Below are 12,276 nucleotides of genomic sequence, written 5' to 3'. Positions count from 1 at the left end.
CTCTTACCCTATATCCCGAACGAAAATGCAAAACCCTCAATCACGCGAGCGAAATTATCAGGCAGCGGCCTGGCGGATGGCTTGCACCGTCACCCAGTAGCGCGTGCGCGCAACGATCTGCACCGGCAAGGCCAGCGCCAGGTTGTGCAGCGCGCGGTCCGTATCGCGCAAGGAAAACACGCCGTTGACGGTCAAGCCGGCCACAGCCGGGTCGCAGCGCAGCAGGCCCGGACGGTAGCGGGACAGTTCGGCAAGCAGGGCATCGAGGCGCATGTTGTCGGCCACCAGCACGCCCTTCGTCCAGGCTGCGGCGCTGGCGGAGGCAGGCGCGCCAGACTGCACGATGTCGGCCGAGAAGACGGCGCCCTGGCCCGTGGCGATGCGCACGGGCCGCTCCGGCGCATGCGCGAGGCGCACCTCGACGGCGCCCTCGAAGACGGCGACGCGCGACGTGTGTTCGTCTTGCCGCAAAGTAAAACGCGTGCCCAGGGCCCGCACCGTGCCGTGGCGGCCCTGCACGCGGAAAGGCCGCTGCGCCGGATCGGGATCGTGCGCCGTGGTGACGAGGATTTCCCCTGCCCGCAGGATCAGCAGGCGTTCGCTGGCATCGAAGCGCACGTCGATGGCGGAAGCGGAAGCGAGCATCACGCGCGTGCCGTCAGGCAACATGATTTCGCGAATTTCCCCTTTCTCCGTAGCGTGGCCTGCCATGGCCACTTGCCAGGCATCCGTGCCGCGCGCCGCATACAGCATGCCGCCCACGGGCAACAGCACGGCCAGCAACTTCAGGGCGCGGCGGCGGTTCAGGTAGGCGGCGCAGGCCGGCTCGCGCAGTGCATGGCGGGCCACCTCGCGCGGCACGCTGTGCAGCTTGCCTTCGAACGCTTGCAGGCGCTGCCAGGCGAGGTCGTGGTGCGGATGGGCGGCGCGCCAGCGGGCGCACTCGGCCTGGTCCTCGTCACTGGCGTCATCGGACCACAGGCGCGCCATCCACCGGGCAGCCTGCTGAACGATGGCGGGCGCAATCAGCACGTCCATGGCTCAGGCATCCTGCCCATGCAAGGCCTGGTAGCAGGCCAGCAAGCCGGCGGCGATGTATTTTTCGACGGACGAAACAGATACTTGCAGTTCGGCGGCGATGTCGCGGTAACTCATGCCGTCGAGTTTGCACAGCAGCAAGGCCTGGCGCGCCTTGGCCGGCAGCCGGTGCAGCACGGCGTCGATTTCCGCCAGCGCTTCCAGCACCAGGGCGCGCTCTTCCTCGGACGGCGCCAGCGCTTCGGGCACCTGGGCCAGCACTTCCAGGTAAGCCGCTTCGATCTGGCGGCGGCGGTACAGGTCGATGACCATGCCGTTGGCGATCTGCGTCAGGTGACGGCGCGACTCCCCGGCAGGCGGTACCCTGCCCGTCTTCATCAGGTGCAGGTACACGTCGTGCGCCAGGTCGGCCGCATCGAAGGCATTGCCGAGCTTTCGGCGCAACAAGCCCCGCAGCCAGCCATGGTGGTCGGTGTACAGACTGCTGACTTGCTGCTGAAGCGCTAACTCGGCGGTGCTCACGATACCCTTCCTGTCGCCAACGGCCGGCAAGAACAGGCGCATCGGATTATAAATGAGAATTATTCTCATTGTACGCGGAGTGACGAGGAAAGCGCAATACGGCTGCGGGCAGCAAACGCTGTCAGTGCTGTTGTTTGACCGGCCTGAGCAGCCTGAAGGCGGCCCACAGCGAAGGCCGGCAGACGTACAGTACGGCCGCCAGCAGCACGCACCATGCCAGCGGGGCAAGCGGCCCCAAACGCTGCGCAAAAAACGCATGGCTCTGGTGCAACTGACTGCCCACGCCAGGCCGTCCATCTTGTCCGCGTGATGCACGCGGCGATGGGAAGGAAATTTGCTAAAATATCCTTTGTCATGTGGTTTAGCAACACAGACAGCAGCGTCTTTCACAAGACCACAGCGCCTGTCGCTCAACAATATGCAGCCAGCCCTATCCGACCGGAAGCGGCCGTTGCGAACCAAGGGCAGTAAGCATGAACGACATTCACCGCGCCGGTACCGCCGCACGCGCAGCCCAGCCTGCGCTCCTGAAAGCGGGAGTACTGCAGGAAGCCATCTTCAACAGCCCCTATTTTTCCTGCATCGCCACCGATGCACAGGGTGTGATCCAATTATTCAATGTCGGTGCCGAGCGCATGCTGGGCTATCAGGCAGACGAGGTGATCGACCAGATTACGCCGGCCGGCATATCCGATCCGGCCGAGGTCATCACCCGCGCCGCCGCCCTCTCGCAAGAACTCGGTACGCTGATCGCGCCCGGTTTTGAGGCGCTGGTCTACAAGGCGTCGCGCGGCATCGAAGACAGTTATGAGCTGACATATGTGCGCAAGGATGGCAGCCGCTTCCCCGCGATCGTCTCGGTGACGGCGCTGCGCGATGCGGACGAGGCCATCATCGGCTATCTGCTGATCGGCACCGACAATACCGTACGCAAGCATGCGGAACAGGAGCGCGAGCTGCTCAATCGCGTGCTGAGCGACAATAGCGTCGAACTGGAAAATGCGCGTGCGCAAGCCGACAAGGCCAACCGCGCCAAGTCGGAATTTCTGTCGAGCATGAGCCATGAGTTGCGCACGCCGCTCAATGCGGTGCTGGGCTTTGCCCAGCTGATGGCGTCGGACACGCCGCCGCCCAGCCCCTCCCAGCAACGCTCGCTGGACCAGATCCTCAACGGCGGCTGGTATCTGCTACGCCTGATCAATGAAATTCTCGACCTGTCGATGATCGAATCGGGGCGGGTCGCCATGTCGCGCGAGGCGATGGCGCTCACGGATGTCTTGCGCGACTGCCGCGCCATGATCATGCCGCAAGCGCAAAAACGCAATATCACGCTGTCCTTCCCTTCGCTCGACCAGCCGTTCTACGTGCATGCCGACCTGACGCGCGTCAAACAGGTGGTCATCAATCTGCTGTCGAACGCGATCAAATACAACCGCACGGGCGGCAGCGTGCTGGTGGAATGCAAACCGCATGGCGATCGGGTGCGCCTGAGCGTGCGCGATACGGGTAATGGCTTGCGTAGCGAACAACTGGCGCAATTGTTCCAGCCATTTAACCGGCTGGGACAGGAAGCCGGCGTCGAGGAAGGTACCGGCATCGGCCTCGTCGTGACCAAGCAACTGGTCGAACTGATGGGTGGTACGCTGGGGGTGGAGAGCGAAATCGGTGTCGGCACGCTGTTCTGGATCGAACTGGCGGCCTCGTCTGCTCCCGAACTGCTGCTCGGCACGCATGCGGCAGACCTGGACCGGGAACCGTCGGGCGAGACGTCCTGCGATGCACCTTGCCGCAAGGTACTGTATGTGGAAGACAATCCGGCCAATCTGATCCTGGTCGAGCAGCTGATCGCCCGACGCAGCGACCTGGGCATGCTCAGCGCCGTCGATGGACACCTGGGCATCGCGCTGGCGCGCCAGCATCAGCCCGACCTGATCCTGATGGACATCAACCTGCCCGGCATCAGCGGCACCGAGGTCATGGGCTTGCTGCGCGTCGATCCGCTGACAGCGCACATTCCCGTCATCGCCTTGTCAGCCAACGCCCTGCCGCGCGACATCCGCAAGGGCCTCGATGCCGGCTTCCTGCGCTATTTGACCAAGCCCATCAACGTACCCGAGTTCATGGAGGCGCTTGACACGGCGCTGAGCCTGGCGGCAGCCGCGCCAAAAGGCGTGGGGACGCGCTAGCCTGCCTGGCGATGCGCCAGAAGTAAAAAAACCTCGCACGCCGCGAGGTTTTTTTTTATCTGCCAGACAATCAGACGTTGAACAGGAAGTTCAGCACGTCACCATCCTTGACCACGTATTCCTTGCCTTCGGCGCGCATCTTGCCCGCTTCCTTGGCACCGGCTTCGCCCTTGTAGGCGATGAAGTCGTCATAGGCGATGGTTTGCGCGCGGATGAAGCCGCGTTCGAAGTCGGTGTGGATCACGCCGGCCGCTTGCGGTGCCGTGTCGCCTACATGGATGGTCCAGGCGCGTACTTCCTTCACGCCCGCCGTGAAGTAGGTTTGCAGGCCCAGCAGCTTGTAGGCGCTGCGGATCAGGCGGTCCAGGCCGGGCTCTTCCAGACCCATGTCAGCCAGGAAAGCGCCCTTGTCGGCGGCATCCAGATCGGCGATTTCCGCTTCCATCGATGCGCAGATGGCGACGATGGGCGCGTTTTGCGATTGCGCGTAGGTGGTCAGCTGGTCCAGCAGCGGGTTGTTGGTAAAGCCCGTGTCGGAGACGTTGGCGACGAACATGGCTGGCTTGGCCGTGATCAGGCACAACGGCTTGATCAGTTCCATTTCGTCGGCGTCCAGACCCATCGCGCGCACCGGCTTGGCGTCATTCAGGTAAGGCATCATGCGTTCCATGATGGCCAGCAGCTTGGCCGCGTCCTTGTCGCCCGAGCGGGCTTTCTTGTTTTCGCGATGAATCGCTTTTTCCACGGTGCCCATGTCGGCCAGCGCCAGTTCGGTCTGGATGACTTCGATATCGTCGAGCGGGCTGATCTTGCCGGCCACGTGGATGACGTTGTCATCTTCGAAACAGCGAACGACGTTGACGATAGCGTCCGTTTCGCGGATGTGCGACAAGAACTGGTTGCCCAGGCCCTCGCCCTTCGATGCGCCAGCCACCAGGCCGGCGATGTCGACGAATTCCACGATGGCGTTGACCGTGCGTTCCGGCTTGACGATGGCGGCCAGCGCATCCATGCGTGGATCCGGCACTTCGACGACGCCGACGTTCGGTTCGATGGTGCAGAACGGATAGTTTTCAGCCGGGATGCCGGCTTTCGTCAGTGCATTGAACAGGGTGGACTTGCCGACGTTCGGCAAGCCGACGATACCGCATTGGAGACTCATGGAAAACCTTTAATAATCAAAGCACATGGCGCCGTCTATCGGCGTGCTTGCCGTGCTGTTAGGGAAAACGGAGCTATCGCTCGCCGTTTTCCGGGAATGGTGCGTGTGCTGCATTTCAAGGGGTCAATTGTACCCCTGACAGGCGCGCTTCAAAAGCCCGATGATGGGCAAATGACGCCAAAACAGCCGTATCGTGACGCCATCAGGCCCTGTTCTCAAGCCGTATGCAGCTTCATGGTCGCCGCCTCGAACTTGCCTTCGACGATCTGCGGCATGACCTGCAAGGATTTCTCAATGGCTTGCTCGATCAGTTCCTGGTCTTCGCGGCGCGGCCGGTGCAGCACGAAGTCGGCCACCTGCTGCTGCAGGCTCAGGGTGCGCGGGTGACCGATGCCCAGGCGCAAGCGCCAGTAATCCTGCGTGCCCAGCGCGGCCGTAATGTCTTTCAAGCCATTGTGGCCGCCGGCCGAGCCACCTTTCTTCAGGCGCGCAATGCCGGGCATCAAGTCGAGCTCGTCGTGCACGACCAGCACTTCATCGGCGGCGATCTTGAAAAAGCGCGCCAGCGCGCCCACGGACTGGCCCGAGCGGTTCATGAAGGTCAGCGGTTCGAGCAGCCAGACTTCCTTGCCGGCGATCGACGTTTTTGCCAGCATGGCGTTATAGCGCGAATCGCGCTGCAAGCGCGTGCCGGGCAAGCTGTTGGCAAGATTGTCCACCAGCCAGAAACCGGCATTGTGGCGCGTTTGTTCGTATTCGGGTCCCGGGTTGCCGAGACCGACGATCAGGCGTATGGGCATGGCTGTGTCTGCAATGAAAAAGAAAACATTATCGGTGAAAACAGGCAGAAAAAAACCCGCGCGGCGAACCTGGCGGGTTTTTCCTTGCAACTACCGCATTGCTGCGGCGGCAAAATTACTTCTTGTCGGCTTCAACAACAGCAGCGGCTTCAGCTTCAGCAGCAACGTGGCCAGCCGGTACCGAAGCGGTAGCGATGGTCAGGTTGGCGCCGTGGGTGACAGCGGTCACGCCAGCTGGCAGGACCAGGTCGCCGATGTGCAGCGAGTGACCGACGTCGATGTTCGACAGGTCAACGTTGATGAATTCTGGCAGTTGGCCTGGCAGGCACGAAACTTCGATTTCGTTGGCTACGTGGCTGATGGTCGCGCCGTGCAGTTTGACTGCTGGCGAAACGTCAGCGTTCGTGAAGTGCAGAGCAACTTTCACGTGGATAGCTTGCTTCGAGTCAACGCGCTGGAAGTCAGCGTGCAGGACCAGTTGTTTGTATGCGTGGACTTGGAAGTCGCGCAACAGAACTTGCTGGGAAACGCCATCGATTTCCAGATCCAGGATCGACGAGTGGAACACTTCTTTTTTCAACGCGTGGTACAGGGCGTTGTGATCCAGCGAGATCAGCACCGGGGCTTCAGCGCCACCGTAGACGATACCAGGGGTTTGGCCGGAAATGCGCAGGCGGCGGCTCGCTCCGGAACCTTGCAATTCGCGTTTAAATGCGATAACTTTCATGTGAAACTCCAAGAAGAACAAGGCTTGCGCCTTGTGTTATGAAGATTCCCGCGACCAGGAATCTTCGGAAATGGGTGCAGATGCACCCCGAAAACTAAAACACTGCGGCGCAACAGGCAAAAAGCCGGTCGCGCCGCAGGCATTACGTCTGTTTCTATCGACTGTATCGAATTAATCGATGAACAGCGAGATGACGGAGTCACCCTTGATGATGCGTTTGAACGTCTCGGCCAGCAGCGGCGCGCACGTCAATTGACGGATCTTGCCGCAGGCTAGGGCCGCTTCGGACAGGGGGATCGTATCGGTCACGACCAGCTCATCGAGTGGCGAAGCCGAAATACGGTCGATCGCCGGGCCCGACAGCACCGCGTGCGTGCAATACGCCACGACTTTTTTCGCGCCGCGCTCTTTGAGCACTTCGGCAGCCTTGGTCAGGGTGCCTGCCGTGTCGACCATGTCATCCATGATCACGCAGTTGCGGCCTTCGACTTCACCGATGATGTTCATCACTTCGGACACGTTCGCTTTTGGACGGCGCTTGTCGATGATGGCCAGGTCGCAGCCCAGGCGTTTTGCCAGGGCGCGCGCACGTACCACACCGCCGACGTCCGGCGACACCACCAGCAGATCCTGGTAGTTTTTCTTTTGCAGGTCACCCAGCAAAATTGGCGAAGCGTAAATATTGTCGACTGGGATATCGAAGAAACCTTGAATCTGGTCAGCGTGCAAGTCCATGATCAGGACGCGCTCGACACCGGCTTCTTCCAGCATGTTCGCCACCACCTTGGCCGAAATCGCCACACGCGCGGAGCGGGGACGACGGTCTTGGCGGGCGTAGCCGAAGTAAGGAATCGCGGCGGTGATGCGGCCAGCGGAAGCACGTTTCAAGGCATCAACCATCAGCATGATTTCCATCAGGCTGTCGTTGGTTGGAGCACAGGTGGATTGCAAAACAAAAACATCCTTGCCGCGCACGTTTTCGTTAATCTCGACCATTACTTCGCCGTCGGAGAATTTCGAAACGTTTGCTTTACCGAGAGGAATGCCGAGGTTTTTTGCGACCCCCTCTGCCAACGCTGGATTCGCGTTGCCGGTAAAAACCATCAGGTTTTCGTAAGCCATGGGAGTCCCAAGAGGTGATAAAGAAGTCTTGAAAAGCACTAACCGGGCATAGGCCCGGTCAGTCATTGTTTAGAATATGCCGCGTGGCGACATATCTGCTTTTTCCCGCACTGGACGCTAACTTCGCATCGACAGACTACGGTGAAATGGTGGCAGGGGAAGAAGGATTCGAACCTTCGCATGCTGGAATCAAAATCCAGTGCCTTAACCAGCTTGGCGATTCCCCTACGTTACTGACTGCTTGCCGTCATGTTGGCCAGTATTATACCGACTATTTGACGCTAAGCAAAATCTTTTTTTTGCTCTCTACAACATGGTGAGCATCGGGTGGCGACTCAGCGCTTTTGCCTTCCAGGCGACCCAGACTGGTGGCACATTGCCGAGCACCGCATCCGCTTCTTCCTGACTGCCAAACGCACTAAACACACAAGCACCGGAACCAGTCATCCTGGCCTCACCGTAAGCACCCAGCCATTCTACCGCATCTGCTACCGGCTTGAAAAGACTGCATGCTACTTGCTGTAAATCATTCTTACCAAACCCGCCCGCATCGTTTCCTTCTGCGAGGTACCTGGAAAAGTCCGCTATTGTGACGGGTTCGGTATTTCTCGTCAAGCCTTCCGCGCAAAAAATTGCGGCGGTGGGCACTTGCACGCCCGGCTCGATCACCACATACCAGCATTCTGGCGTGGCGACAGGCTGCAAGGCCTCGCCCACGCCTTCGGCAAAGGCATTCTCGCCAAAGATGAAAAACGGGATATCGGCACCCAGCGGCAAGCCCAGCGCCATCAATTCCTCGCGCGTCAAGCCCGCTTGCCACAAACGGTTCAACGCCATCAACGCCGTGGCCGCGTCGGACGAGCCGCCCCCCAGCCCGCCGCCCATGGGCAACACTTTATCGATAGCGATATCGACGCCGCGCGGCAAGGCGCCCTTGCGGCGCAGCACCTCCGCCTGCAGCAATGTCGCGGCGCGGATGATCAGGTCCTGCTCCTGTGGCACGCCGGCCAGTTCCGTCACGCGGACAATCGCCGTGTCGTCGCGCAGCGCGAAGTGCAGGGTGTCGCCATGATCGAGCAACTGGAACACCGTCTGCAGCAGATGGTAGCCATCGGCGCGGCGGCCGTTGACGTGTAGAAATAAGTTCAGCTTGGCCGGTGCCGGGCAATTGTTCAGGGTCGTCAGTGTCATGGTGCAGGTGCGGAAGGGGCGGGATCGAGCACGATGCGCAGCGAGACGGCATCGGCCTGCGCGCTGGCATTGCGTTCGGCATCGATACGCCGCGGTTGGGGCAAGGCGCCCGGTACATTTTCGCCCGCATTTTGCCCTACTTCTTGCCACGACACATAGCGCAAACGCCAGCCGTCCTTGGTGGTCACGCTGTCGTTGGCGGGCGAAGCGACAAAGCGCTTGCCATCGGCGCCCACGGCATAGCCTTGCAGCCAGTCGCGCAAGCCCGACACGGGCAAGGACCAGCCCAGCATCTGCGCGCTCAGGGTATCGACATCGGGCGCGCTGCGCGGCGCCTTGCCGCTTTGCGTCAACACGGCCTGCCGCGGCGTGACGGCAATCGTCGCCAGCGTGCTGCCGACGGGCGAATACAGGGTCACGTCCGTGCGCTGCGCCGTCTGCTGCCAGTTGAAATTGACGGTCGCCGATTCGGGCTTGTCATCCTTCTGGTACACCACGTTCAAGCGGCCCGTCAGCTCCACCTGTTCGCGGTACGGAGCGACGGTTTGAGCGGATGGCGCGGTGCCGGACGAGAATGGGGAACTCAAGGTCGAGCAGGCCGAGAGGGACAGGCACAGGACAGTCAGGGGCAGGAGATGTTTAGACATGGGCAAAAGGAAAAACCAGCGCCATGGCGCTGGTTTTTTTATAGTGGAGTTAATCGATTCAATCACAGACTGACATTCAAGCGCGCCAGGGTGCTTTTCAGCGCATCGTTTTTCGGGTCCTTGCTTCGCGCATCGCGCCACAGTTTTTGCGCTTCATCCTTGTCGCCCTTCTGCCACAGCACTTCGCCCAGGTGGACGGCGATTTCCGGATCGCTGCGCACGGCATAGGCGCGGCGCAAGGCGTTTTCCGCGGCAGCCAAGTTGCCCATGCGGAACTGCACCCAGCCCATGCTGTCCATGATGAACGGATCACCCGGCGCCATCTGCAAGGCTTTTTCGATCAGCGCATGGGCTTCCGGCAGGCGGATACCGCGCTCGGCCAGCGAGTAGCCCAGGGCGTTATACGCATGCTGGTTGTCGGGCGCCAGCGCCATCACGCGGCGCAGGCTGGCCTCCATCAGATCGAGTTTATCCAGGCGCTCGGCCAGCAAGGCGTAGTCATACAGCAGTTCCGGATTGTCGGGGAAGCGCAGCAAGGCGTTTTCCAGCACCGTGTAGGCGCTTTGCACATAGCCGGCGTCGCGCAGGAATTGCGCGTCGACCAGCAGCACCTGCGCCTGGCTTGCCGGATCGTCCGTTTCGATTTCCGTCAGCGCCTTGCGGGCCGCATCGAGATTGCCGCCACGGGCGATCAGCTGGGCGCGGCGCAAGCGCGCCTCGACATAGCCGGCCGAGGCACTATTATCAACCTTGTCCAGCCAGGCGATGGCGCCGGCCGTGTCGCCGCGCGTCTCGGCGATCTGCGACAAAATCATCAGGGCCTTGAACGGATCGCGCGTGTCGCCAGGGGATTTTTCGAGCACGGCCAGGAAGCGCTTGAAGTACTGCTCCGCGCCCTTGGTGTCTTCCAGCTGCAGCGCCACGATGCCGAGCGCATACAGGGCGCCCACGTTATCGGGCGCGCTTTTCAGCAGCAGCAGGAACTGGTCGCGCGCCGGCTCCAGCTGTTTTTGTTCGACCAGCAGGCGCGCATACGCGCCGCGCACTTCGACGGCGTCCGGATTCTTTTGCAGGAAAGCGGCCAGCACCTTGCCCGCCGCCTCGGGCTCGCCCGTCACCTGCGCCAGGGTCAGCACGGCCAGCTCGGAGTTCGGCTTGATGGCCAGCGCCTTGTTCGCTTCGCCGATGGCGCGTTCACGCTCGCCGATCGACAGGGCGCCCTGCGCCAGCACCAGGTGCGCTTCAAACATGTCCAGGTAGGGCTGCACCAGGCGCGTCACCATCGAATAGGCATACAGCTTGTCATTCGAGCGCGACAAAATCTGCTGCATCTGGAACAGGGCCACGCCGCGTGCGCCTTGCGGCGCATTGGCCAGGCGTTCGGCGAAAATCGGTTCCGCTTCTTCGATCTTGTCCGTCAACACGACAAAGCCGAGGAAGAACTGCGTCGCCTCGTCCGAGTCAGGCGCCAGCTCGCGCCACAGGCGGATGGCCGCCAGCGCTTCGCTACCCTGCTTGGCGGCCAGCGCCATTTCGGAAGCGCGGCGCGCCAGGCGCGGGTCGCGCGTCTGCTGCGCCGCCACCATCATCGTCACGTACGGCCCTTGCCACTGGCCGCTCTTGAATTCCATCTCGGCCTTGGTCAGCTTGTACAGCAAGTCGCTGCTCAGTTCGACCTTCGGCAGTTCGCCGCCGCCGGCCCCCTCCTTGGAGGTGGCGTCCGGCTCCTGCGGCGCGACGGGCGCGGCCGCAGAGGGGCCGGCCGCGGCATCGGCGGGGGCGACAGGCGTCTGTGCCATGGCATGCGTGGCCATCAGGGCGGACAAGGTTACAATGGCGAAAGCGTTTTTCAAAGGCTGATCCTGGCTAAACGGCAAAGTTTGATTCTACGCCCAACGCGGCTATCGCGTACTTCACGTATGTAACGAAATATATACGTCGTGACGGCGTGGCCGGCCCGGACCAGCCATCGGCCTGCAACCCGCCTGTTTTTACCCGGTTTTCAACCATTCGAGCCCTATGCCAGAATTGCCAGAAGTCGAAGTCACACGGCGCGGTGTCGCGCCCCACATCGAGGGCCGCGCCGTGCGCGCCGTCGTGCTGCGCCGCGACGGCCTGCGCTGGCCCTTCCCCCCTGCCCTGGGCGAGCAACTGTCCGGGCAAACCATCGGCCTGACGGGGCGGCGCGGCAAATACCTGCTGATCCACTTCCGCCACGGCACCTTGATCATCCACCTGGGCATGTCGGGCCATTTGCGCGTGCTGCCGACGGGGACGGAGGCGCAAAAACACGACCATTTTGATTTGATCGTGGAAGACGCGGACGGCGGCAGCCAGGTGCTGCGCATGACGGACCCGCGCCGCTTCGGCGCCGTGCTGTGGCACGACGAGGCGGACGGCCCGCTCGATGGCCACGCGCTGCTGCGCGGCCTGGGCACGGAACCGCTGGAAGGCGGCTTCACGGGCCAGCTGCTGTTCGAAAAAACGCGCAACAAGGGCACCAGCATCAAGCAGGTACTGATGGCGGGCGACATCGTCGTCGGCGTGGGCAATATCTATTGTTCCGAAAGCCTGTTCCGCGCAGGGATCAACCCGAAGACGCCGGCCCGGCGCATCGGCCTGGCGCGCTATGAGAAACTGGCGCAAGCGATCCGCGACGTGCTGGCCGAAGCCATCGTGCAGGGCGGCAGCACCCTGCGCGACTTCATCGGCGTGAACGGCCAGTCCGGCTACTTCCAGCAGACGTATTTCACGTACAACCGCGCGGGCAAGCCCTGCCGCGTGTGCGGCGCGCCGATCCGGCAAATCGTGCAGGGACAGCGTTCCACGTTTTACTGCGTGAATTGTCAAAAGTAACCACGCTCACACACTCACGGAGGGA

Annotated in this window: 11 protein-coding genes and 1 tRNA gene; 2 read left to right on the top strand and 10 right to left on the bottom strand. The window is 61.8% G+C overall.

The features are described from left to right. Nucleotides 1–57 precede the first annotated feature (57 nt). The gene (locus tag K0F86_RS20930; protein WP_219136131.1) at nucleotides 58–1,038 is read right to left on the bottom strand and encodes a FecR domain-containing protein; all 981 of its coding nucleotides are present in this window, start codon (nucleotides 1,036–1,038) and stop codon (nucleotides 58–60) included. 3 nt (nucleotides 1,039–1,041) lie between these two features. After that, the gene (locus tag K0F86_RS20925) at nucleotides 1,042–1,560 is read right to left on the bottom strand and encodes a sigma-70 family RNA polymerase sigma factor (protein ID WP_219136130.1); all 519 of its coding nucleotides are present in this window, start codon (nucleotides 1,558–1,560) and stop codon (nucleotides 1,042–1,044) included. A gap of 473 nt (nucleotides 1,561–2,033) precedes the next feature. Between K0F86_RS20925 and K0F86_RS20920 the strand changes: the two genes are divergently transcribed. Further along, the gene (locus K0F86_RS20920) at nucleotides 2,034–3,746 is read left to right on the top strand and encodes an ATP-binding protein (protein WP_219136129.1); all 1,713 of its coding nucleotides are present in this window, start codon (nucleotides 2,034–2,036) and stop codon (nucleotides 3,744–3,746) included. Nucleotides 3,747–3,816: 70 nt separating this feature from the next. Here the strand turns inward: K0F86_RS20920 and ychF are convergent, their stop codons facing one another. From ychF to K0F86_RS20880, 8 genes are all read right to left on the bottom strand, one after another. After that, nucleotides 3,817–4,908: a redox-regulated ATPase YchF gene (ychF, locus tag K0F86_RS20915; RefSeq protein WP_219136128.1), complete on the bottom strand. Its 1,092-nt coding sequence runs from the start codon at nucleotides 4,906–4,908 to the stop codon at nucleotides 3,817–3,819. Nucleotides 4,909–5,123: 215 nt separating this feature from the next. Beyond that, nucleotides 5,124–5,708 (bottom strand): aminoacyl-tRNA hydrolase, encoded by a 585-nt coding sequence (pth, locus tag K0F86_RS20910; RefSeq protein ID WP_071079737.1) that lies wholly within the window; start codon nucleotides 5,706–5,708, stop codon nucleotides 5,124–5,126. Between the two features lie 115 nt (nucleotides 5,709–5,823). Further along, a complete protein-coding gene (locus K0F86_RS20905) occupies nucleotides 5,824–6,435 on the bottom strand; it encodes a 50S ribosomal protein L25/general stress protein Ctc (protein WP_219136127.1) in 612 nt (203 codons plus the stop codon). 171 nt (nucleotides 6,436–6,606) lie between these two features. Next, nucleotides 6,607–7,557 carry a ribose-phosphate pyrophosphokinase gene (locus K0F86_RS20900; protein ID WP_034753270.1) on the bottom strand — a complete coding sequence of 317 codons (951 nt, stop codon included), beginning with the start codon at nucleotides 7,555–7,557 and terminating at the stop codon, nucleotides 6,607–6,609. A gap of 150 nt (nucleotides 7,558–7,707) precedes the next feature. Next, nucleotides 7,708–7,784 (bottom strand) — tRNA-Gln (locus tag K0F86_RS20895). A gap of 79 nt (nucleotides 7,785–7,863) precedes the next feature. Then, complete coding sequence (gene ispE / locus K0F86_RS20890; protein ID WP_219136126.1) at nucleotides 7,864–8,748, bottom strand: 4-(cytidine 5'-diphospho)-2-C-methyl-D-erythritol kinase; 885 nt, start codon at nucleotides 8,746–8,748, stop codon at nucleotides 7,864–7,866. After that, nucleotides 8,745–9,395, bottom strand: coding sequence for an outer membrane lipoprotein LolB (locus K0F86_RS20885; protein WP_219136125.1), 651 nt, complete (start codon nucleotides 9,393–9,395; stop codon nucleotides 8,745–8,747). The genes ispE and K0F86_RS20885 overlap by 4 nt, the downstream gene beginning before the upstream one ends. 62 nt (nucleotides 9,396–9,457) lie before the next feature. Continuing rightward, the gene (locus K0F86_RS20880) at nucleotides 9,458–11,248 is read right to left on the bottom strand and encodes a tetratricopeptide repeat protein (protein WP_219136124.1); all 1,791 of its coding nucleotides are present in this window, start codon (nucleotides 11,246–11,248) and stop codon (nucleotides 9,458–9,460) included. A 166-nt stretch (nucleotides 11,249–11,414) separates the two neighbouring features. On the opposite strand from K0F86_RS20880, the gene mutM reads away from it, so the two are divergent. Further along, a complete protein-coding gene (mutM, locus tag K0F86_RS20875) occupies nucleotides 11,415–12,251 on the top strand; it encodes a bifunctional DNA-formamidopyrimidine glycosylase/DNA-(apurinic or apyrimidinic site) lyase (protein ID WP_219136123.1) in 837 nt (278 codons plus the stop codon). Nucleotides 12,252–12,276: the final 25 nt, after the last annotated feature.

The organism is Janthinobacterium sp. UMAB-60, assembly GCF_900095235.1.
GTDB lineage: Bacteria > Pseudomonadota > Gammaproteobacteria > Burkholderiales > Burkholderiaceae_D > Janthinobacterium.
This window is presented reverse-complemented; position numbering and strand designations above follow the sequence as displayed.

Bases quoted from the DNA above. Each gene is read 5' to 3' on its own strand.
- K0F86_RS20930 (WP_219136131.1), bottom strand. From the start codon at position 1,038: ATGGACGTGCTGATTGCGCCCGCCATCGTTCAGCAGGCTGCCCGGTGG.
- K0F86_RS20920 (WP_219136129.1), top strand. From the start codon at position 2,034: ATGAACGACATTCACCGCGCCGGTACCGCCGCACGCGCAGCCCAGCCT.
- ychF (WP_219136128.1), bottom strand. From the start codon at position 4,908: ATGAGTCTCCAATGCGGTATCGTCGGCTTGCCGAACGTCGGCAAGTCC.
- pth (WP_071079737.1), bottom strand. From the start codon at position 5,708: ATGCCCATACGCCTGATCGTCGGTCTCGGCAACCCGGGACCCGAATAC.
- K0F86_RS20905 (WP_219136127.1), bottom strand. From the start codon at position 6,435: ATGAAAGTTATCGCATTTAAACGCGAATTGCAAGGTTCCGGAGCGAGC.
- K0F86_RS20900 (WP_034753270.1), bottom strand. From the start codon at position 7,557: ATGGCTTACGAAAACCTGATGGTTTTTACCGGCAACGCGAATCCAGCG.
- ispE (WP_219136126.1), bottom strand. From the start codon at position 8,748: ATGACACTGACGACCCTGAACAATTGCCCGGCACCGGCCAAGCTGAAC.
- K0F86_RS20885 (WP_219136125.1), bottom strand. From the start codon at position 9,395: ATGTCTAAACATCTCCTGCCCCTGACTGTCCTGTGCCTGTCCCTCTCG.
- mutM (WP_219136123.1), top strand. From the start codon at position 11,415: ATGCCAGAATTGCCAGAAGTCGAAGTCACACGGCGCGGTGTCGCGCCC.